The 24796-nt window shown below is 45.7% G+C and carries 3 protein-coding genes; all 3 read left to right on the forward strand.

Annotated elements, in window-relative coordinates:
- Positions 1–14: 14 nt before the first annotated feature.
- The 3 genes from NSQ70_RS02025 (at position 15) to NSQ70_RS02035 (ending at position 24792) form a co-directional block, all read left to right on the forward strand.
- Positions 15–10709 (forward strand): amino acid adenylation domain-containing protein, encoded by a 10695-nt coding sequence (locus tag NSQ70_RS02025; RefSeq protein WP_342502406.1) that lies wholly within the window; start codon positions 15–17, stop codon positions 10707–10709.
- A gap of 44 nt (positions 10710–10753) precedes the next feature.
- Positions 10754–14587 (forward strand): amino acid adenylation domain-containing protein, encoded by a 3834-nt coding sequence (locus tag NSQ70_RS02030; protein ID WP_327862135.1) that lies wholly within the window; start codon positions 10754–10756, stop codon positions 14585–14587.
- Between the two features lie 62 nt (positions 14588–14649).
- Positions 14650–24792 carry an amino acid adenylation domain-containing protein gene (locus tag NSQ70_RS02035; RefSeq protein WP_342502407.1) on the forward strand — a complete coding sequence of 3381 codons (10143 nt, stop codon included), beginning with the start codon at positions 14650–14652 and terminating at the stop codon, positions 24790–24792.
- Positions 24793–24796 lie beyond the last annotated feature (4 nt).

Below are 24796 nucleotides of genomic sequence, written 5' to 3' on the forward strand. Positions count from 1 at the left end.
CGAAGAGGTGGACTATGAGCAAACAGAAGATTCAAAAGGTATATCCTTTAACACCAATGCAAGAAGGCATGTTATATCATGCCATGCTAGACCCTAATTCGTCCTCTTATTTCACACAGCTGGAGCTTGGAATAAGAGGGGAGTTTGATCTCGATCTTTTTGAAAAAAGTCTCAATGAGCTCATCGGCACATATGACATTCTCCGTACAGCCTTTGTCTATCAGCAATTACAGAAGCCGCGACAGGTTGTACTGGCAGAGCGCAATCTAGATGTGTATAGAGAGAATCTATCTCACCTGAACCATCAGGAACAGCAAAAGGTACTAGATCAATATAAAAAGCAAGTGAGAAAGCATGGCTTCCATTTAACGAATGATTTGTTATTGAAGGTCGCTGTTTTTCAACTGAATGAAACAAACTGGCATCTCATTTGGAGCAACCATCACATCATCATGGATGGTTGGTCCATGGGAGTTTTGATGAAAAAATTGTTTCATTACTACGAATCTTATCGGAACGGCAAAACGCCGGATCGCTCACAAGGAAAACCTTATGCAGATTATATTCAGTGGCTTGGCAAGCAAAATCAACAAGCAGCGGAAGGCTATTGGAAGGATCGCTTAGATGGTGCGATTCAGCATCAAGGGCTTTTGCAGCAAAAAGAAGCGAACGGACAATATGACCATCAGGAATGGACGTTCACATGGGATGCTGAAATGGTCAGCACCATTCAAGAGATCGCAAGGAATTGCCAAGTGACAGCACCAAATCTATTCCAGGCTGTTTGGTCGGTTCTTTTAGGCACTTACCATGCGGCACATGATGTCACTTTCGGAACAGTCGTATCTGGCAGGCCGCCAAGTGTGGCTGGGATAGAACAGATGGCAGGACTTTTTATCAATACAATACCGGTCAGGGTAGAAATGAATCAGGAAGACACTTTCAAACAGCTGTTTCAAAAAGTTCAGCAGCATGCGCTGGAAGCGGAAAACTATGATTTTATGCCGCTTTATGACATTCAGCAACAGGCAGCTGCAGGAGGACAACTCTTCGATCACTTGGTCGGGTTTGAGAACTATCCTTTAGATCAACAGCTATCTGGTGACACCATGTCGGAACGTCTAGGGTTTTCCATTGATGTAAAAGACGGATTTGAACAAACGAATTTCGATCTAAATGTCCTCGTATATCCAGGTGAAACATGGACATTGAAAATCAAATACAATGCGGTTGCTTTTGAAGAAGAGGTCATTGAAAAAATATCGAAACACCTGACCAACCTCATGAAGCAGATCATCGAGAATCCGGAAGTTCGCCTTCATGACGTGACGTGTATCACCGAAGAAGAAAAACAGCAGATTGAAGCATGGAACAAGACAGAACGAGATTATCCAAAGCATCTGTCTATTCCTGAGCTTCTTAAAGAACGCATTCAAACGCAACCAGACCATCTGGCGTTAGTCGAAGGAGAGCGGGCATTCACCTATGAAGAGCTCGGCCAAGAAATCCATCGTGTTGCGGGATATTTGATTGATAGCGGAGTGAAACAAGAAGATGCTGTCGCAGTGTATATGAATCGATCTGCTGAAGCAGTGATCGCCATTTTAGCGATTCTTCAAGCAGGGGCTGCTTATGTACCAATTGATCCGGCCCAGCCAGAGGAGAGAATCCGCTTTATGCTTGAAGACAGCGACGCATCCGTTTTGCTCTATGCGGACAGCCAGCCGCCAGTTCATGAAAGTATCCAAGCCGTTCGTGTGTCGGACATATCGAATCATTCCAACGGACCATTCGAAGTCGAGACCTCTCCTTCGCAATTGGCGTATATCATGTACACGTCGGGGTCAACCGGCCAGCCAAAAGGTGTTCAAATTGAGCATCAGCATATTGTCAGATTGGCATGTTCTCAGGAGACACTGGGCTTGAACAAGTCGGATCGTATGGCACATACAGGAGCAGTCAGCTTTGATGCCATTACTTTTGAAATTTTCACCACACTGCTGAACGGTGCAACGCTTTATCCTGTTGACCGTGACACGTTATTGGACATCAACCGGTTTGAACGCTTTATCCAAACGAATCAAATCTCGGCGCTCTTTTTAACAACTGGTTTGTTTAATCAACTCGCTCAGCAGCGGCCGCATATGTTTAAAGGACTGTCCAAATTGATCACAGGCGGTGATGTGATCAATGTGAAAAGTGCAGAGCTTGTGAAGAAAAAACATCCATCACTTGTTTTACTGAATGCGTATGGTCCCACAGAAAACACCACCATCTCGACCATTTATGAGGTGAGAGGGGATGAAACGGGCACGATTCCAATTGGTCAGCCGATCAATCATTCGTCCGCTTACATTTTAGATGACAATCAAAGACTTCAGCCAATTGGCGCGCCAGGAGAGCTGTATGTTGGCGGAGACGGTGTCTCAAGAGGATATCTCCATCGTCCAGAATTAACAAAGCAAGCATTTATCGCTGATCCTTTCAAGGCAGAAGGGCGTTTGTATCGAACAGGAGATTTGGCTAGGTACGGTTCAAATGGTCAAATCGAATTCCTCGGACGGACAGATGATCAAGTGAAAATTCGTGGTTTCCGTATTGAGCTCGGTGAAATTGAAACGATTCTTCAACAAGAGACGGGGATCGATGATGCGGTTGTGCTCATCCATGAGTCTCCTTCAGAAGAAAAAGAAATGACCGCTTACTATACGGGAACGATCACGGAAGAAGAAGTGCGGGATCTATTTAATCAAGCACTGCCAACATATATGGTACCTCATCACGTCATGAAGCTAGATGCTTTTCCGCTTACCGCAAACGGAAAGGTCGATCGGAAAGCTTTACCAACGCCTGACGAAGCTGATCGTGAAGAAATCAGGATCATTCCACCTGAAACCGAGACGGAAAAGGCGCTTGCTCAAATTTGGGAGGAACTGCTTGGGAAAGCGGTGGGAATAGATGAGCATTTCTTCATGACTGGCGGACATTCACTCAAAGCAATGATGATGTCAGCCAAAATCCAAGAAGTGTTCCAAAAGGAAGTTCCGATTCAAGTGATATTCGAAAAGCCAACGGTTCGATCGCTTGCGTCATACATTGACCAGGACGGTCAAGAAGAACAAGGACATCCGATCTTACCCGCAGCGAAGGCGGAGGACTATCCAGTGTCACCAGCTCAGCGGCGCTTATACATTTTACAAACACTTGAACCTAAGAGTACGAACTATCATATTCCGATCGTCTTAACGCTTGAAGGTACGCTCGATCATCAGCGGCTCACCTCAGCATTTGATGAATTGATTCAAACGCATGAAATTTTAAGAACGAGTTTTCATATGAAAGGCGAGCACATCGTCCAAAGGGTACATGAACGATCGGCATTTGACCTCCCCATCCATGATGTAAAGGAAGAAGAGGCCGAGGCATTTCTTGCTGAACGTCAGGCGCCGTTTGATTTGACAGCCGCTCCCCTCCTGCGGGCACAGCTGCTCAAAGTGAGTGACGACCGTCATCTTTTAGTTCTGGAAGCACATCACCTGATTACAGATGGCAGCTCCATGAAGACGTTCATTCAGGATTTGGCGAAAGCCTATGATGGAGAACCGCTTGCAGAAAGAGCCATTCATTATAAAGACTACGCTGTCTGGCAGTTAAGTGAAGAAGAAACAGAGAAACAGCGTGTGCATGAAGCGTATTGGCTGAAGCAATTCCAAGGAGATGTACCGGTTTTAGATTTGCCGACAGACTTTCCGCGTCCAGTGGAACGTGATTTTTCTGGAGAACGAGTGATGTTTGGCTGTGATCAAGCGACAACTCAGCGTATTCATGAGCTGCTCAAGAAAACAGATACGACGCTGTACATGTTCTTGTTATCTGCATTTCAAGTGCTGCTCGCATCCTACAGCGGACAGGAAGATATCATTGTCGGATCTCCTGTTGCGGGACGAACACATCCAGATATTCAGGACATGCCGGGGATGTTCATCAATACCATTGCGATGCGCGGGAAACCGGAACAAAAAAAGTCATTTTTACAGCTGCTTGAAGAAATAAAAGAAACGAGTGTAGATGCTTTTGCACATCAAAGCTATCCGCTCGAAGAGTTAATCGCGCGTCTACCGCTTGATCGTGATACAACCCGAAGCCCACTCTTTAGTGTTTCGTTTAATATGCAGAACATGGATGTTCCTGCACTAAAGCTCGGCGATCTGAACATTTCGCCTTATGCGATGCAGCACCGATCCGTCAAATTTGATCTGTCTCTCGAAGCATTTGAACGTGAGGGAGAAATAAAACTAAGCCTAGACTATGCAACGGCATTATTTAAAGAGGAAACCATCCGCCGGTTCGGAACACATCTTCTTGCGATTATTCGTGAGGCGGTCCAGCATCCGAATGAACAAATTGGCTTGTTCAACCTCTTGGATCAGCATGAGCAAATGGAGCGGCTGGAGAAAAGGGATGGGGAACAAACAGGTCAACATGAGCCGTACCATGTGCAATTTTCACGTCAAGCCATGGAAACGCCTGATGCCATTGCGGTGATGGATGGTGAAAGGAAGCTGACCTACCGTGAACTAGATCACATGTCCAATGCTCTTTGCAGTGAGCTGAAGATGCAAGGCGTAGAGAAAGAAAGCACAGTCGCACTTATTCTTGATCGCTCTGTCTATGTCATTGTCTCCATGCTAGGTGTAATGAAAGCAGGCGGTGCATTTGTCCCAATTGATCCAGCTTTTCCTGCGGAACGTATTCGTTACACATTAAAAGATTCAGGGGCAAAAGTCATCGTGGCAAATGAGTCTCTTGGCGATTCGTATCAGCATCTCAAGTCGATTCAGGTCGTACATGTGGAGAAAGCCGTCCAACGAAACGATTCTCTAGACCTGCCAGACGTATCGGTTGATCAACTGGCTTATGTGATTTACACATCTGGAACAACAGGGAAGCCAAAGGGTGTACAGCTCACGCATCGTAATCTATCACACTACGTCAATTGGTTGACACATGAAGTGACTTTACAAGAATGCGATCGAACGGCACTCCTGTCTTCTTATGCATACGACCTTGGTTACACAAGCATTTTCCCGATTCTAAAAGCAGGCGGGACACTCTATATTCCTCATGAAGACGTGTATACAGACCCTGTACGTCTCATGCGTTTTATTGATGAACAAGAGCTGACTTATATCAAAATGACACCATCCTTATTTCATATGATGGCAGATTCGAAGGGTCATACATTTGATGCTTTACGGCTTGTGGTATTGGGAGGAGAACCGATTGTCTCTGAAGATGTTGCGACATTTATGAAGCAGCATCCATGCGTGGCAGTGATGAACCATTACGGTCCGACAGAAACAACGATTGGTACAGTGAGCAAGCTAATGACACCGCATGAGCTGGACGCTTTAAAGGAGCGTTCTATCATTGGAAAGCCTATTGCTCATACAAGAGCGCTCGTATGCAATCGCGAGCAGCGCCTTGTTCCTTATGGTGCACCGGGGGAGCTTTATATTTCAGGTGATGGTGTTTCAAGAGGTTATTTGAATCAGCCTGAATTAACAGCGGAGCGTTTTCTTGAAAATCCTTATTTCCCTCAAGAGCGGATGTATCGAACGGGAGATTTGGTTAGACAGCATGCTAATGGGGAGATTGAATTCCTTGGAAGAGTAGACGATCAAGTGAAAATTCGCGGTTATCGAATTGAGAAACAAGAAATTGAGCATGCCGCACGTGCCCTTTCAACCATTCAAAAAGTGTATGTCAAAGTGATCAACACATCTCGTTTACCGGAGCTGGCGTTATATTATACAGCACCTGATCACATTGGAACGCTGACATTTAGAGAAAAGCTTTCAGAGACGCTACCGGATTACATGATTCCTACTTATTTTGTCAAAGTGGATCATATGCCGCTGACGCAAAACGGAAAAGTGGATGCAAAATCTCTGCCGCTTCCTCATGAGGCACATATGAACCGCACGGCACATGCAGCACCAGAAACGGCGCTTGAGCAGACGCTTTGTGATATGTGGTCAGATGTTCTTGAGATTGAAAAAGTCGGCATTGATGACCATTTCTTTGAATTAGGCGGGCATTCTTTGAAAGGCATGGTGCTCATTTCGAAAATGCAAGCCAAACTGAATCAGCATGTTCCACTCAAGGTTCTTTTTGAAAAGCCAACGATACGGGCGATAGCTGCCTATTTGGAAGAAGCTGATGCTTCGCTCGTCACATCCATTCAGCCAGCGGAAAAGCAAGATTTCTATCCAGTCTCTTCCGCACAAAAGCGAATGTACGTATTACAGCAGTTGCATCCAGAATCCGTCACCTACCATATGCCAGCCGTTTTCATGATGGAAGGAAACCTTGATCTGAAGCAGCTAGAAGGAGCGATTCAAGCTTTAATTGATAGACATGAGTCATTGCGGACAGCCTTTGTTGAAATTGATGGCAGTCCCGTCCAAAAAATCTATCGCCGTGTGCCGTTTACGTTACAGATGGTTGAAGTAGAAAGCGATCAGGTACAATCCGTCGTAGACAACTTCATGACACCATTCTCATTACATCAAGCACCTCTAATGAGAGCGAAAGTGGCAAAGCTGTCTGATGACAAATATGTGTTCATGATGGATATGCACCATATCATCGCAGACGGAGTGACACGCAGTCTGCTTATTCAAGAATTAGCGGAGTTGTATGAGCATAAGACGTTATCGCCAGTTCAGTTGCACTACAAGGATTATGCGGTATGGCAGCAAGAGGAAGAGCAGCAAGCAGCACTTGAAAAACAGCGGCAGTTTTGGCTGGAGCAATATGCACAGCCGCCAGAAGACTTGGCACTTCCGCTTGATTTCCCGCGGCCTAGCGTGCAGTCATTTGCAGGAGACCGGGTTGATAGATGGCTGTCTGCTGAGAAGGCGCAGCATATCAAAGCGTTCATGGCTGAAAAAAATGTGAGTTTGAACATGGTGATGCAAACGGCCTTTGCCATTCTTCTTCATAAATTGACTGGGCAGCATGACATCGTCATAGGGGCTGTAACGGCTGGACGTACACATGCGTCAATCGAACGGATTCCGGGCATGTTTGTGAATACACTGGCCCTTCGACATGACGTTCAGTTAGAAGAAACTGCAGAGCATCTGCTAGAAAAAATAAGGGATCACAATCTATCAGCTTATGAACATCAAGGATTCCCATTTGAGGATTTGGTCGCGCAGTTAGACCTTCCGAAAGACACGAGCCGCAACCCGTTGTTTAGTGTCATGATGACAACGGATGAGCGTGATCTGACGTTACCGGATTTGAATGGACTTACGCTGTCGCACAAACAGCAAGAAGCCGTTCAGGCAAAATTTGATTTAACGCTCGGTGTCTTTGAGGAACAAGATCAAGTGGGCTTGCGCTTTGAATATGCAGCGGCACTATTTAAAAAGAGTACCATTCAGCGATGGAGTCAATATTTTGAGCGAATCATAGACGAAATGCTTGCGAAATTGAATCAGTCGATCTCGACCATCTCCATCTTAACAAAAGAAGAAGAGCGACATCTGCTTGATGATTGGTCAGGACCTGTCCTAAATGTCCCGACAGATCAAACGGTTCATGCATTGATTGAGGCGAAGTCACAGGAAGTACCTCATCAAAAAGCCGTAACTTTCTGCGGCACTAGCTGGACGTATGAAGAATTGAACAATCGGGCGAATACAGTCGCCGCAAGACTTATGTCCAGCGGCACAAAACCGGGAGACCGCATCGGCATTCTCACACGTCCATCGCTCGAGATGACAGCCGTTGTTCTCGGAGTTCTCAAGGCAGGTGCGGCATTTGTGCCGATTGATGCCGATTATCCAGCGCAGCGCATTGCCTACATGCTGGAAGATAGCGGGGCAGAGGTCCTTCTGATTCAGAAAGAGCTCACTGCACCACCTTCTTTCACAGGTCATACCCTCTTCATAGAAGAGGCAGTAGAAGGAGAAGCACACGAGATTCAGGTTCCTATCAAACCAACGGATCTCGCTTATATGATTTACACATCTGGAACGACTGGACAGCCGAAGGGTGTCATGGTCGAGCATCAGTCTCTTGTCAATCTTGCTTTTTGGCACAATGATGCTTTCCAGGTGACGAAACAAGACCGAACCGCTAAATATGCCGGCTTTGGCTTTGATGCCTCCATTTGGGAGATGTTCCCGACGTGGATGGCCGGCGCAGAGCTCCATATCATCGACGAAGCGATTCGCCTCGATATGATCAAGCTCAATACGTATTTTAATGACGAAGGCATTACCATTGCGTTCCTGCCAACACAGCTGTGTGAGCAGTTTATGTCGATGGACAATCATTCTCTCCGTTACTTACTGACAGGTGGGGACAAGCTAAAACAGGTGAAGCCTGTTCCATATACACTTGTCAATAACTACGGCCCAACAGAAAATACGGTCGTGGCGACAAGCGGGATCATTGATCCAGATCAAGGCACGCTTCCTATCGGAACAGCGATTGCCAATACTCGTTTTTACATTATGGGTTCGTTATATGACCTCTCGCCGCAAGGCGTACCGGGTGAGCTCGTGATTGCGGGGAAAGGACTGGCAAGAGGCTACTGGAATCTCCCAGAGGAAACGGACAAACGGTTTGTCCCAGATCCATTTTATCCTGGAGAGCGCATGTACCGTACAGGCGACTTGGTGAAATGGACAGAGGATGGCGAGCTGATCTACCTCGGTAGAAAAGACCATCAAGTGAACATCCGCGGATTCCGGATTGAGCTGTCAGAAATTGAAGCGCAGCTCCTTGCGCTGAATGAAGTGAAAGAAGCCGTCGTGACAACGGTCAAAGACGCAAGTGATCAAGACGCTCTTGTCGCTTACGCCATCACAGATAAAGAAACGGATACGTTGAAAGATAGCTTAAAGCGCACCTTGCCTGACTATATGGTGCCATCATGGATCATCAAGCTAGACCAACTGCCGATGACGGCAAATGGCAAAGTGGATCTCAAAGCACTGCCAGCACCTGATATGGAAGCGAATCAAACAGCATACGAAGCGCCAAGAGATGAAGTGGAAGCACTGCTTTGCGGCATTTGGGAAGATGTGCTTGGCGTCAGCCAAGTTGGTATTCACGACCATTTCTTCTTCCTTGGCGGAGATTCGATTAAAGGCATCCAAATGGCAAGCAGACTCACGCAAGAAGGCTGGAAGCTCGATATGAAACTGCTTTTCCAATATCCAACGATTGCGGAGCTTCGCCCATATATCGAAGAAGCGGACCTTCTCACAGCCGATCAGTCAGCTGTCGAAGGAGAGGTTATTTTAACACCGATACAGCGCTGGTTCTTTGAACGGAACTTTGATCACCAGCACCACTGGAATCTCTCAATGATGCTTCATGCGCCAAAAGGGTTTGACTTGGCTGTCACAGAACAAGTTCTACAAAGACTGCTCTCACATCATGATGCGCTGCGCATGGTGTTCAGACAGGAGCATGATGACATTCTGCAATACAATCAGCGGGAGCTGACAGAACCATTTTCAATTATTTCTTGTGATGTTTCAAAAGCGCAAGATGTGAAACAGGCGATTTCAACATACGCCAATGAGTATCAGCGTCAACTGAATCTTGAAAAAGGTCCATTGATGAAAGTGATTTGTTTCCATACAGAAAACGGTGATCACTTACTCATCATCACCCATCATCTTGTGATTGACGGCGTTTCTTGCCGGATTTTACTAGAAGACTTTATGTCTCTTTATCATCAGGCAGAAAAAGGAGAAACGATGGTTCTGCCGCCAAAAACGCACTCTTTCAAAGAATGGGCAGAAGCGGTTGAACGATACGCGCAGTCACAGCTGCTAAAAAACCAGAAGGAGTATTGGGCAGCGATTGAAAATAGACCGTTTACGACTTTACCTGTTGACCATGAAGTAAAAGAAAGAAAAGTCGCGGATACGAAAGCGGTCAAAATGCAGCTGACAGAAGCAGAAACCGAGCATCTGTTAACGAATATCCATCTTCCGTACACAACAGAAATGAATGATATTCTTCTATGTGCGCTCGGGCTGGCCGTTCAGGAATGGACAGGACAATCTCATGTACATGTACAGCTTGAAGGTCATGGAAGAGAGGATATTTTATCAGGATTAGATATATCCCGCACAGTTGGCTGGTTTACGAGCATGTATCCAGTCGTTCTTGAAGCGAAGCCGAATCAGACCATTGCAGACGCTATCAAAGGAACGAAAGAGATGCTGCGGCGTGTACCGAATAAAGGGATTGGTTACGGTATTTTAAGATACATGACACCATCCGAACCGTCAGTCAAACACGTGCAGCCTGAAATCAGCTTGAACTATCTCGGGCAGATAGATCAGGAAGTGACGACAGAACTCTTTGGACCTTCAACCTATGATATGGGCCGTCAAGCAAGCCCTGAATCAGAAGCTGTTTATAAGCTGAACCTCAGCGGTCTTGTTCAGCACAATCAATTCATTCTGTCGTGCTCATATTGTGCAAGTGAATATGAAGAACAAACGATACAGCAGTTCATCGCATTGTTGAAGGAGAAAATCAGATCCATCATCACTCATTGCTTAGCGCATCAAGAGCGAGAATTTACGCCAAGTGACTTCTCGGCTGCAGACCTTGAAATGGATGAAATGGACGATATCTTTGACATGCTCGAGGAGAAATTGACTTAACACCACTAGATCAGTCATGAAAAAGGAAAGGAGGAATGAAATAGATGAGTCAATTTAAAAGGGATCAAGTTCAAGATATGTATTATCTGTCACCGATGCAAGAAGGAATGCTGTTTCATACCCTCCATCATCAAGAAAAAGGCTTTTATGTAGAACAAATGGATATGAACGTGAAGGGGACACTTCGGTCTGATCTGCTTGAGAAAAGCATGAATATCATCGTGGAACGGTACGATATTTTTCGTACCGTGTTCCTCCACGAAAAAGTGAAGCGTCCTGTCCAAGTTGTATTAAAGAATCGACCTTTCCAGCTTGATATTGTGGACATACAGGATCTTTCTGAAAGTGAACAGCTTGAACGTATCGATCGTTTTAAACAAAAGGATCAGCTGAGAGGATTTGATCTCTCGAAGGATCTGCTCATGCGGGCCTCTGTTTTTCAAACGGGTCCTTCAAGCTATCGCTGGATATGGAGCTATCACCATATCCTTCTAGATGGCTGGTGTTTTGGCCTAGTTGTGCAGGAATTGTTTGCGATTTATCATGCACTTTTGCATGACATCCCTTACAGGCTGGAGCCAGTCAAGCCATATAAAGAATATATTCAATGGCTGGAAAAACAAGATAAACAAGCCTCACTTGAATATTGGACGCAATCTTTGGCTGGCTTTGAGGGGCAATCGACTTTTAAAGAACAGCGAAAGCAAACAAATGAGCATGAATTAGGCGAAATCGAATGGGCCATGAGTAAAGAAGAAACAGCTGCTTTATCAGAGTTAGCCTTGCAGCAGAATGCCACGTTAAGTAGTGCGCTTCAATCGATTTGGTCTATCTTACTCAGCAGGTATCAGCGCTCAAACGATGTGTTGTTTGGAACGGTTGTGTCAGGACGTCCGGCAGATTTGGCTGGTGTGGACCGAATGGTGGGATTGTTCATCAATGTCATTCCAAGACGAATTCAGCTGACAGACCAAATGACGTTCCGTTCTCTATTATCAGAGACGCAGCAGCAGTCTTTAGCGGCTGAACCGCACCAATATATCCCGATTTATGATATTCAAGCTAAAGCAGGTCAGCAGCAGCTCATTGATCATATTGTGGTGTTTGAGAATGTCCCTGCTGCAAAGAAAGACGAGCAGGAGTCACTGCTTGGCTTTACAGTAGAAGACATGAATGTCTATGAAAAATCGAACTATGATCTCAATTTACTTGCATCACCTGGGGAACAATTGCAGCTGAAGCTGGCCTTTAATCAGCGTGCATTTGATCCTGCATTTGTCCATAAATTAAAGGATCAGCTGACCCTTTTGATCAGAGGGACCATCAAACATCCAGATCAGTCAGTTCATACACTGACACTTGTGACTAAGCAGGAAAAGCAGCGAATGTTAGAGGAATGGAATGCACCTGAGCTGGAGCATGATCAGCTTTATTTGACAAAGTGGTTTGAACATAATGTTCGAAAACAGCCGAATGCAGTGGCATTATCAGCAGGTGATCACACGATGACATATGCGGAGCTGAACGAACAAGCCAATCGACTGGCGAGGCATTTGCAAAAAAATGGGGTCGAACATCAAACGGTGACCGCCATTTTAGCAGAAAGGACACCTGAACTCATTGTCAGCTTACTCGCTGTCTTAAAAGCAGGTGCCACCTATGTGCCGATTGATCCAGATTATCCAGAAAGCCGTATCCAATATATGCTGAAAGACAGCGGAGCGACGCATCTTCTGACTCATTCATCCTTTATCAGTCAGACGAGGTCACTCGCATTTGATGGCACGTATCTTTTTGCAGATGATCAAGAAATTTTACTGATGAGCTCAGAGAATCTGCCACTTGAAGCAGGTTTAGATGATACGGCATACATCATGTATACATCAGGAACAACCGGACAGCCAAAAGGCATCATGACGACCCATTCCAATATTGCCCGGGTGGTCAAAAATACGAATTACTTAACTATTTTAGAAACAGATACATTGCTGTCGTTATCAAATAGCGTATTTGATGGCTTTACATTTGATGTATATGGTGCGCTTTTAAACGGAGCAAAGCTTGTCCTGCCGCAAAAAGAAACCATTTTAGATATGGGGAAGCTCACTGAGCTGATAAAAGGAGAGCATATTTCTGTCATGTTTGTTCCAACCGCTTTATTCCATCTTCTCGTTGATGAAGGAACAGACTGGATGCGCGGTGTGCGTAAGGTGCTGTTTGGGGGAGAGAGGGCATCGGTTCAGCATGTGAGAAAAGCCTTTGATGTGATGGGAAAAGGCAGATTGTTGAATGTATACGGCCCGACCGAATCAACGGTTTTTGCCACGTATTATCCGATAGATGAAGCGATCCCTTTAGAGTCACATTCTATTCCAATTGGGAAGCCGCTCAACCAGACGGGCGCTTATATATTGAGTGAGCACAGGCAGCTTCAGCCGATTGGAATGGTTGGAGAGCTTTGTCTGAGCGGCAAAGGACTGGCAAAAGGATATTTGAATCGTCCTGATCTGACAAAACAAGTGTTTATTCCTCATCCTTTCGCTTCGGGTGAGCGCCTGTATCGTACAGGGGATTTAGCTTACTTTCGAGAAGACGGTCTGATTGAGTATGCAGGCAGAGTTGATGATCAGGTAAAAATTCGAGGACACCGTATTGAACTGACAGAAATTGAAGCCAACCTTCTCATGCACCCAGGTGTAAAACAAGCTGTACTCCTAGCGGATCATGATGAAACCAATCATACAAGGCTGCTTGCCTACATCACGTGTGATGATGCATGGAAAGGCAAACTCGATGATATCAAATCAAGGCTGAAAGAGCGTCTTCCAGCTTATATGCTGCCTCATGAGCTGATTGAACTGGAGAACCTCCCACTTACGCCAAACGGGAAGGTTGATAAACGCCAGCTACCAAAACCAGAGGCGCCGCAAGGAAACCGTCGTGTGAAACTGCCCGCAAATGAAGTGGAACAAAAGCTGTTGGTGATGTGGCGGGAAGTACTTGAACGAGAGGATATTAGCACAGATGACCATTTCTTTGAGCTTGGCGGACATTCTTTAAAAGCGATGTCTCTTTTGTCCAAAGTATCAAAAGAGTTTGAGGTTCAGGTGCCGATCCATTTGTTGTTTGAGACCCCGACGATTGAAGCGCTTAGTCATTATATTCAGCATCAGGACGGGGAAACCGCTGGCTATCTTGTATTCAATGAATCTCAAACATCAACAGTCTTTGCTCTTCCGCCGTTACCAGGCTACGGCTTTATCTATCAGGAAGCAGCAAAAACGCTTGATGATGTCCGGTTGATCGCCTTTGATTTTATTGAAACGAATAACCGAATGGCACAGTACGTTCAGCATATTCAGCACCTTCAGCCAAAAGGGCCGCTGACGTTGATGGGGTACTCAGGCGGATGTTACCTCGCCTTTGAGCTTGTTCAAGCGCTTGAACAAGGAGGACGGACAGTCGAGAAAGTCATCATGATCGATTCCTATAAGAAAATTGGAGAAAGTGATTTAGAAGGGCGATCCATTGATGATGATATTGAAGCGATTGTTCATCAAACGAAACAAAGCGAACTTGCTCAAGGGGAGATCGTTCAAGAAGCGCTTGCCCAAAAGACGCGCGCCTACTATGAAACGTTTGTTAAGGGGGTGAATCAAGGCAAAATACAGGCAGATATTACGTTCATCCAATCTGAAGAACAAATAGCGATCCCGGACTGGATGGAAGAGTGGACACAGGCAACGGCCGGATCTTTTACCCAATACCAAGGCTATGGCCGGCATGCTGATATGTTCAAACATAAAGAATGTGCAGCTCAAAATGCAAAGCTGATCAAACATATTGTCAATCAAACAAATAGAGAACGAGTCTTGTAAACTTTAGATTAGGCAGGATGCAGCCTTGCAGTCCTGCCTAACAAAAAAGGAAAGGAACTCATATGAAACCATCAACCATTAACCAAACGAGTAGACATGAATCAATGGATGCGATTTTACAAGATGTAAAGACAACCATTTTACAAACCAACGAAATCGAACGCTTCGCTGTTTTTTCACGTGAAAAAACCATTCGACCGCGGCCGTATCACCTCTCTCATTTATTTCTCGACAAGCACATTGAGCAGGAGGCCGCAGCGGAAGCGATACAGACGCAAACGGCTGTACCTGCTTTGGCCGACATGCCGCCCGCACTTTCCTATGGAGGGGATCTCGACGTCACACAAGGCGCACAGACTTTACAGGAAGTCTTAACAGAGGCTGCAAAAACGACAAATGGGCTTACGTATATCGTGAATAGCAAGAACGAACTCACACAATCTTATGCACAGTTACAAGGAGACGCCGAGAGGGTTCTGACTGGTTTAAGGGCACTGGGGCTTAAGGCAGGCGATCCTGTTTTCTTTCAATTCTCATCGAATCATGCCATGGTCACTGCCTTTTGGGCATGTGTATTAGGCGGATTTGTTCCAACGCTTGTGTCAGCTGCCCCAACCTATCGGGAGATGAATGCTGCAGTGAAGAAGCTTCATCATGCTTGGAAGCTCCTCGAGCATCCACTCATCCTAACAGATGACTCACTGATCGAGGAGGTGCAAGGGTTAGCCTTACTATGGCATACAGACCAATTACGTGTCGCAGCAGTTGAGCCGATGCTGACATTAGAAAGAGATACAGCCGCTCACCCTGCCGCGCCGGATGATTCCGTCTTCTTTATCTTAACGTCTGGAAGTACAGGGATGCCAAAGTGTGTAGAGCATTCCCATAGAAGTGTGCTGGCGAACGTCAAAGGAACAGTAGCAGCGAATCAATTTACACAAGAGGATGTCTCGTTAGACTGGATGCCTTTAGATCATATTGGTGGCATCGTGATGTTCCACCTTGTCAATGTGTACACAGGCTGCGAGCAGATTCGGGCAAGAACAGATGACTTTATCGCTCAGCCGCTGCGGTGGCTTGACTGGATGGACCGCTACCGTGCAACGAAGACGTGGGCACCTAACTTTGCATTTGCGATGATCAACGATTATGAGAAAGAGATTTCATCAGGGTCTTGGGATCTGTCGGCGATGACCTGCATGATCAATGGGGCAGAGGCGGTCGTTCCAAAAACCATCCACCGATTTCTACACCTGCTTGCTCCGCACGGCTTAAAGGGAGATGTGATTAGACCGGCTTTCGGCATGTCTGAAATCTCATCAGCGGTTGTGTTTTCCTTTGCGATTGAGCGTGGAGATGAAAACAGCGGGGTTCTGACCTTTGAGGAAACGTCGCTGACAGAGCAGCTAAGACCAGCAGAAGCACGTGAGACAGGAACCGTCAGCTTTACAGAGTTGGGCAAACCGATTCCAGGTATCACGATACGCATTGTCAATCATCAGCATGAGCTTCTTCCAGAAGATCATATTGGCCGTGTGCAAATAAAAGGTCCAACCACCATGAAGGGCTATTACCGGAATGACGAAGCGAATCAAGAAGTATTTCAAGCGGATGGCTGGTTTCACACGGGTGATTTAGGTTTCCTGCACGAAGGAAGGCTGACACTAACCGGTAGAGAAAAAGACATGATTATCATCAACGGGAAAAACTATCACAACTATGAAATTGAAGCCATAGCAGAGGAAGTACCGGGAGTAGAAACGAGCTTTGTGGCTGCTTGTTCCGTCCGAATGGAGGCTTCTGCATCCGATGAACTGATTCTCTTTTTTACACCGAAGCTGTATGAGCCGGCTTATATTATGAGGGCAAGTCAGCACATTAAATCCCATATTGCAACAAAAATGGGCTTGTCTGCATCTCGCATCATTCCTGTCCAGAAGCATGCATTTCCCAAAACAAGCTCTGGAAAAATAGAAAGGGCACAGCTCAAGACAAGATGGCAAGAAGGCGAATTTGATGAAATGATCATGGAAATGGACATGAGACTTGAAAATGAACATACCTTGCCTGATTGGAGTTATCAAAAGAAGTGGATACCAGCTCCACTTGATGCAGCTGACAAGCAGATCGTAGGGGACGTTGTGATCTTCGCAGATCCATTAGGACTGGCAGATCAATTGAAATCTTTTGCAAACAGTGAACAAACATACATTACGGTTGAACCGGGTCAAGCGTTCAAACAACTCACACACACTCACTTCATCATCCACCCGAATCGGCCGTCTGACTACGAACAACTCTTTGAGACGCTCCGTTCGTATGGCGTTTCGGTGAAACACATCATTCACCTTTGGAACTATACAAACCAAGAAGACAAGCTTTATGTGGCCAAGGCGAAACAAGCGCAGAAAACGGGCAGCATGAGTGCATTATTTTTAACAAAAGCCATTTCCGTCTATGAGGAGCAGGTGGCCATCACTTTTGTCTCAACCCATGCGATGAATGTGCCGGAGGATCACATCCACGATGTAGAAAAAGCAACGACAGCCGGACTGATGACAGCAGTTCAGCATGAATGGCCGTTTATCAAGGTGCAATGTCTTGATTTTTCACTAGCAGAATCGGTATCTAGTCATTCCCATGCAATGGCGATTATGGCAGAACTCACGCATGACCAAGACCGTCATGTCGCTGCTTATCGTCAAGGTGTTCGTTATATTCCCTTTTTAGCACCTCTTCATTTGGAAAAGGAACAGAAAAGGAAAGAGCCGCCATTTGAATCATCTGGGCTTTATGTCATAACAGGCGGGCTAGGCGGAATTGGACGTTTAGTCAGTGAACACCTACTGACATCTTATCAAGCACATCTCGTGTTGCTTGGAAGGAAAGAGAGAGAGGCACTTTCTAGTGACCAGCAAGAGACATTGTCTTTGCTAGAAGAGCAGGCAAAAGTGCATGGCGGCAAGGTTCTTTATGAGAAAGCAGACATCACGGCTGAAAAAGAGGTGGAAGCGATCATCTCTAGACATGAGGTCGCTGGAAATCAAAGGCTGGATGGCATCATTCATTTCGCAGGTATTATTCAAGAAGAACTGCTTGCTGATATGACATCTGTGTCTCTGAATGACATGTACGAAGCGAAGGTATATGGAACGATTGCGCTCCATGAAGCAGCCTCCAAACGCAGGAATGTTTTATTTCTTTCCAGCTCGTCAGCCCGAACGCTAAAGGGCGGTATGACTGTCGGCGCCTATTGCGCTGCCAATGAGTTCGTGGAACAATTTGCTCATTATCAGAAGCTGACATCTACAGTGAAGCCATATTGCTTTAGTTTCAGCATGTGGGACGAGATTGGCATGAGTGAAGGCTCCATGATAAAAGGCATGTTAAAAGAAAGAGGTTATCTTCCAATTTCAAAGCAGGCAGGCTTCCAAACGATGCTCGCATGTCTGATGACAGATGCTCCGCTCATTTATGCGGGATTGGATCGATCGAAGAAAGAGATTCACGAGATGATCCATGCAGATGCGGAGATGCAAACAGAGCAGACCTTTTACGTCTTTTTCAAAACGGATCAAACAAAGGCGGTGGAAGAGCGGCTATATCAATCGATTCATACATGTTTACAGTCCCGTCTATCTGGTGAATATGCCGTACATTTGTTTCCTGAGGAATATTGGAAAGAAACAGAAGATGGATCGCCAGACGAGGCATATTTTCATGAATTAATAGAGGAAAGCGGAATGGATGCAGACAACAGAGCACCTCACACAGAAACGGAGAAACTGCTCGCACACATTTGGTCAGAGCTGCTCGGTGTCTCAGATGTCAACTGCGGCGATCATTTCTTTTTACTAGGAGGTCATTCGCTGAAGGCGACGCAAATGCTGTCTGCGGTTAGGCAAAAAACAGGGTTTGACGTGCCGCTTGCTGTGTTGTTTGAACATACGAGACTCGGAGAATTAGCAGATTGGATCGATTCAAATGCCAAAGCAGATGAAGTGATTCCGATGAGAAAAATGGAGAAGGGTCAGGAAATTCCGATGTCTTATGCCCAGCAAAGACAGTGGTTCCTCTATCAATTAGAGCCGGATCTGCCATTTTACAATAATACGATTTCGTTTCGGATGAATGGGCCTTTAGATATCAAGGTGCTTCAGGAAAGTCTGCATCATATGGTGGAAAGGCATGAATCGCTCAGAACGTCCTTTACGATGAGCGGGGATGAACCGGTACAGGTCATTCATGAACAGATGGCCCTGCCAGAGCTTGAGGTGATGGACCTTTCAGGCATAGCGTCACAGGAAGAGAAAGAACAAAAAGCGACTGAATGGGCGAAAGAAGAGGCATCCACACCTTTTCAATTAGAACACGAAGCGCTCTTTCGAGTGAAGCTGATTCGACTTTCATCCGCAGAGCATATCTTGCTTATGTCCATTCACCACATCGTGTCAGATGGCTGGTCGATTGGCATTGTTGCAAGAGAATTATCTGAGTGGTATACAGCGGCGATCGAAGGGCGGGAGCCTCACTTGCCGGCACTGCCTATTCAATATGCGGATTACGCACTGTGGCAGAAGGAGTATTTGACAGGAGAGCCATTGCATAAGCAGCTTGCCTATTGGAAGGAGCAATTTGCGGCACCTGTTGAAGATTTGGTATTGCCGTATGATCATCCGCGGCCGGCCGTTCAATCCTACAAAGGGAAGACGAAAACATATCAGCTGTCGAAGTCGCTGTCTAAAAAGATTGAGGCGCTATCCAAGAAAACAGACAGCACACTGTATATGACCTTGCTGTCGGCTTTCTCTACGCTTTTACATCGATTGTCTTCACAGGATGAGTTTGTCATTGGCTCGGTCATTGCTGGGAGAAATCGAACGGAAATGGAGCATTTAATCGGATTTTTCGTGAATACATTGGCGCTTCGGATCGACCATAGCGGGAATCCAGCCTTTACGGAATTATTAGAGCGAGTGAAGGAGACAACTGTCGGTGCTTATGCACATCAGGATGTGCCGTTTGAGATGGTGGTCGATGAATTGAATATTGTGCGTGATGCCAGTAAGCAGCCGCTGTTTCAGGTCATGTTTGTTCTGCAAAACTTACCGCTGGAAGCATCTCCAATGGGGGAGGCGACGTCGGTTTTAGCCATTGAAGATAATGATACAGCGAAATTTGATCTCTCCCTGTTTGTGTTTGAAGGAGCTGAAGGCCTTCAGTTAAAACTGGAGTATCATGCGGATTTATTTTCTGATGACACGATGGAGCGATTCCTCGCATACTACGAGCACCTGCTTGAAAGCATTTGTGAAAATCCAGTGCAGCCGATCAGACAAGTGAATTTCCTGCCAGAGAAAGAAAAGCATCAATTGCTCTATGAATGGAGCGGAAAGACTGATCAACCAAAAGGTCCGCTGCTTATGACAGAACGATTTGAAGCGCAAGTGAAAAAGACACCTCATGCAGTGGCGCTCGAGTTCCAGGGAGATGAGTGGACGTACCAAGAGTTACATGAGAAAGTCGATCGTCTAGCAGCCTATTTGCAGCAACGAGGCGTGACGCCGCATGAACCAGTTGGACTGCTCATCGACAGATCGCCTGAAATGATTCTTGGGGTGCTGGCCATTGTGAAAGCAGGCGGGGCTTATGTGCCAATTGATCCTGAATATCCAGATGCCCGCATTGACTATATGCTGAGAGATACAGGGATTCAGCTTTTACTGACAAAAAATGAATGGCTGAAAAAAGTATCCATCCATCAAACGGAACTCATTTGTCTTGATCAAGGGTATGAAGAATTTTTACCAGAAGCAGAGGTCATGCCCGCTGCACTAAGACCTGATGGACTTGCTTATATCAATTACACATCGGGGTCAACTGGACAGCCAAAAGGAGTACTGATCCCGCATCAAGCGGTCGTCCGGCTTGTGTGTGAAACAGACTATGTCACCCTTGATGAACAAACGCGCATTTTACAAATCGCCAGCTTCTCTTTTGATGCATTTACGTATGAAATATGGGGAGCCCTTTTAAACGGGGGAAGGCTCATACTGACGGATCGAAATACCATTTTATCAATGGATACATTAGCGGAAGCACTAAAAACTCATCAGATTACAACAGGGTTCTTGACTGTGCCGCTGTTCAACCGTTTAACAGAAGAACATCCAGAAGCTTTATCTGGACTTCATGCATTATTGGTCGGCGGAGATGCCTTATCAGCCGCTCATATCCGAAAAGCACTGCCGTATTTGCCTGAAGGGCTTTTAAATGGTTATGGACCAACAGAGAATACAACATTCTCCTGTGTGCATCATATTCGGGCACTGGAAGAAGATCAGGCGACGGTCCCGATTGGACAGCCTATTGCTTATTCACAAGCTTATGTATTAGATGACCAAATGCAGCCAGTTCCGCAAGGCGTCATCGGCGAAATTTATGTTGGCGGCACAGGGCTAGCACTTGGTTACCTTGGAGATGAAGAAAAAACAGCATCATCATTTATCCCGCATCCTTTCCAAGAAGGAGCGCGTTTATATAAAACAGGCGATATGGGCCGCTGGCTGTCAAATGGCATCATTGACTGTCTTGGAAGAATCGATCATCAAGTGAAAATTCGTGGACACCGCGTGGAATGCGGAGAAATTGAAGCCGCTATGCTGACATTTGATGACATCACAGAATGTGCCGTTATCCCGTATCAGCATGAGAGTGGTCATAAGCGATTGATCGGTTATGTTGTCCAAAAAGGCGGCATGACCACGCAAGACATTCGCCATAACTTAAAAGACATTCTGCCAGATTATATGGTGCCAAGCCTATTAATAGAGCTGGATGAATTACCGCTCACGCCAAATGGCAAGGTAGACCAAAAGCGTCTTCCGCCGCCAGAGTGGAGACAAGAAGAAGTAGAAACAGCCATTGACAAAGCAGCTACTGAGGAAGAACGTGTGTTAGAAAAAGTGTGGTCTCAGCTGCTAGGCGTTCCTTCTATTGGCGTCCATGATAACTACTTTGAGCTTGGCGGAGATTCCATTATTGTCATACAAATGGTGGCACGCTTAGCACAGGAAGGCTACGTCATCCAGCCGAGAGATGTATTTGAAAAACAGACCATCTCACAACTCGCACAAACGATGAGAAAGTCAGAGGTCTCTAAGGTCTATGATCAATCACCTGTGACAGGAGAGGTTCGTCTTCTCCCGATTCAATCTTGGTTCTTTGAGCAATCGATGACCAATCAAGATTATTGGAATCTATCGGCGCATATTGAAATGAAGCGATCTGTTCCACATGAACAGTTAACACAGGTTCTTTCAAAACTGGTCGATCATCACGATATGCTGAGAGCTATCTATACAAAAGAGGCAGATGGCACATGGATTCAAACCATTCGTGAGCCTGGTGTCACACCATGTGTCACATTCTTTGATGTGACGGATGTATCTCAGGAGGAAGCACGGGAACAAATCCGCTTGGAGACAAGTGCCTGTCAAGGAACATTGTCATTAGAGCGCGGAGAAGTGATCAAAGCGATTCTTTTTCATACAGGTGAAGACACGTCTGAGCTCTTTATTGCTGCACACCATCTCGTCATGGATGGCATATCATGGCGCATAATACAAGAAGATGTACTAAATGGATTGAAACAGCTTGCTACGGGGCAGGACATCATATTTGCGAAAAAAACCGCCTCCTATAAGCAGTGGGCAGATGCCTTATATGAATATGCACAAACAGATCAATTACAAGCGCAGGCCTCTTTTTGGCAAAAAATCAAGGATCAAGAGGAAGAAGGTTCTCCTTTCCAACTGCCTGCGCTTTCTAATATAGAAGAACATGCAGAGATCCTGTCGGTTCAGCTCACAAAGGAACAAACAGATATGTTACTTAGACAGGCCTCACAAGCATACCGAACAGAGATTAACGATTTACTGTTATCAGGACTCACGCAAGCCATTGGAAAGCCAATGCTCATCACGTTAGAAGGGCATGGACGCGAGGATTTATTTGAACAGATGGATTTGTCACGGACAGTCGGCTGGTTTACAAGCTCTTATCCTATTTTTATTCCTTTTATACAAACCGATGTTGCAAGACAAATCAAAGACGTCAAAGAAACCTTACGAGCTGTGCCGCAAAAGGGAATCGGCTATGGTTTGCTTCAATACATGACAGAATCTCGTTTACTCAAAACGGTAACGCCGCAGATGAGTTTCAATTACCTCGGTCAGTTAGATCAGGCAGATGGCGAAGCCAAGCTTTATATAGCAGACGAACGAAATGGACATGTTCACGATCCGAAAGCAGAAAGACAGCATTTGATCGATGTGTATGGATATGTTACAGATGGGCAGTTGCAAATGAACTTTATGATCAATCGGGAACTGCTGCAAGATCAAGAGGTGCGGTTGTTACCTGAACGTTTTAAAGAAAAAATGGAGATCATCTTGACGCATTGTGTTGAAGCGAGCGGCGGCTTTACACCATCTGATTTTCCGATGGTTCAGCTTACGCAAAAGCAAATAGATGAACTTCCAGACAATGTAGTCGATGTGTATCCGCTGTCTCCAATGCAGCAAGGAATGCTGTTTCATGCACTGCTAGATCAAGCCTCACAAGCTTATTTTGGTCAGGTGCATATGACGCTCCAAGGCTTAACAAACGGTGATGCCTATGAACAAGCTTGGAACCTTCTTGTAGAACGTCATTCGATTTTGAGAACAAAATTCGCTTGGGAAGGGCTGAAAGAGCCTGTTCAGTTCATTCAATCAGAAGGAAGCATCCACCTCACTCAGCACGATGTGCGCCACCTGAGTGATGCGGAGCAAGAAGAGACAATCGAACACTTTTTAGTATCTGATCGTTCAAAGGATTTCAATTTAGACCATATAGATGAACCGCTGATTCGGATTGCTTTATTCCGTTGTGATGAGGAAAGATGCACGTTTGTCTTTAGTTTTCATCACATTTTAATCGATGGCTGGAGTTTGTTCAGTTTTATTCAGGAATCTTTTGCGCTGTATCGCTCTCTTGTGGATGAACGAGAGATCAGTCTTTCTACAGTCCGTCCATATAAAGATTTTATCGAATGGCTGCAAAAGCAGGATCAAGAGAAGGCGCAAGAATTCTGGCAGCGTTATATGTCAGGTGTAGAGGAAGCGACACCGCTTCCAGGAGACGGCGAAGAACATGCTTCAGACCAAGAAGCAAGCATGATGCAGTCCAGCGTCAAACTGACGCCAGAGATGCAGCAGAAGCTGGAGAAGATGACTGGCAAGCAGAAGGTCACGATGAGCACACTGATTCAATCAGCGTGGGGACTGCTCTTGCACCTTCATTCGGGCGCAGAGGATGTCATATTTGGGGTGACCGTATCTGGCCGGCCAGCCGACTTACCAGAAGTGGAAAGCATGACAGGGCTCTTTATTAACACATTGCCGCTTCGTCTACCGATCCATTCGGACTGGACGATTGCGCGATTGCTCGCCTATACACAGGAAACCGTTTTTCAGATGAGAGAATACGAGTATACCGTATTGCCAGATATTCAGCAGATGACGGAAATTCCAAATGGAGAGGCATTGTTTCACAGCATTGTCGTGTTTGAAAACTATCCGATTGAGTCCATTGAGCCGTATGGCGTACGCATTTTAGACATCGCCAGTCATGAAGAAACAAATTATGACTTAACCCTTGTCGCAGTGCCGGGAGATACGCTGGAGCTTCGGATCACATACAACTTAAATCAATATACAGAAAAGCAAATACAAACGCTGATGCAGCAGCTGATTCACACACTTGAAGCCATGACAGAACAAGTGGATACGCCGCTATCTTCCTTCACACTTGTGACAAGTGAGGAAAAAGAACGGATGATCAGTGATTGGGCGAAAAACGCACATGTCAGCGTGTTATACCCAGACCAAGAAGAAGTTTATGCAGGCGTACATGATCCTGCCTATGAAACGGAAATATATGTCCTGAATGAAGAACATCAGCTCATGCCGATTGGATTTCCTGGAGATATTTTTATCGGCGCAAAAGAGATCAAAGCACTTTTTGGAGAGCTAGCCGATTGGATGGAGGCGCATAAAATTCCGCATCCATTCAAACATCAAACAGGCGAATATCTTTATCCGACAGGGGATGTCGGCGTTTGGACGGAAGAAAGCAAGATTCAGATTTTGGATTGGATGTAGGAGG

The organism is Bacillus sp. FSL R5-0397, from assembly GCF_038593395.1.
Lineage (GTDB): Bacteria > Bacillota > Bacilli > Bacillales > Bacillaceae > Bacillus > Bacillus altitudinis.

Excerpts from the sequence above, each read along its gene's own strand:
- NSQ70_RS02025 (WP_342502406.1), top strand. The coding sequence starts at position 15 with ATGAGCAAACAGAAGATTCAAAAGGTATATCCTTTAACACCAATGCAA.
- NSQ70_RS02035 (WP_342502407.1), top strand. The coding sequence starts at position 14,650 with ATGAAACCATCAACCATTAACCAAACGAGTAGACATGAATCAATGGAT.
- NSQ70_RS02030 (WP_327862135.1), top strand. The coding sequence starts at position 10,754 with ATGAGTCAATTTAAAAGGGATCAAGTTCAAGATATGTATTATCTGTCA.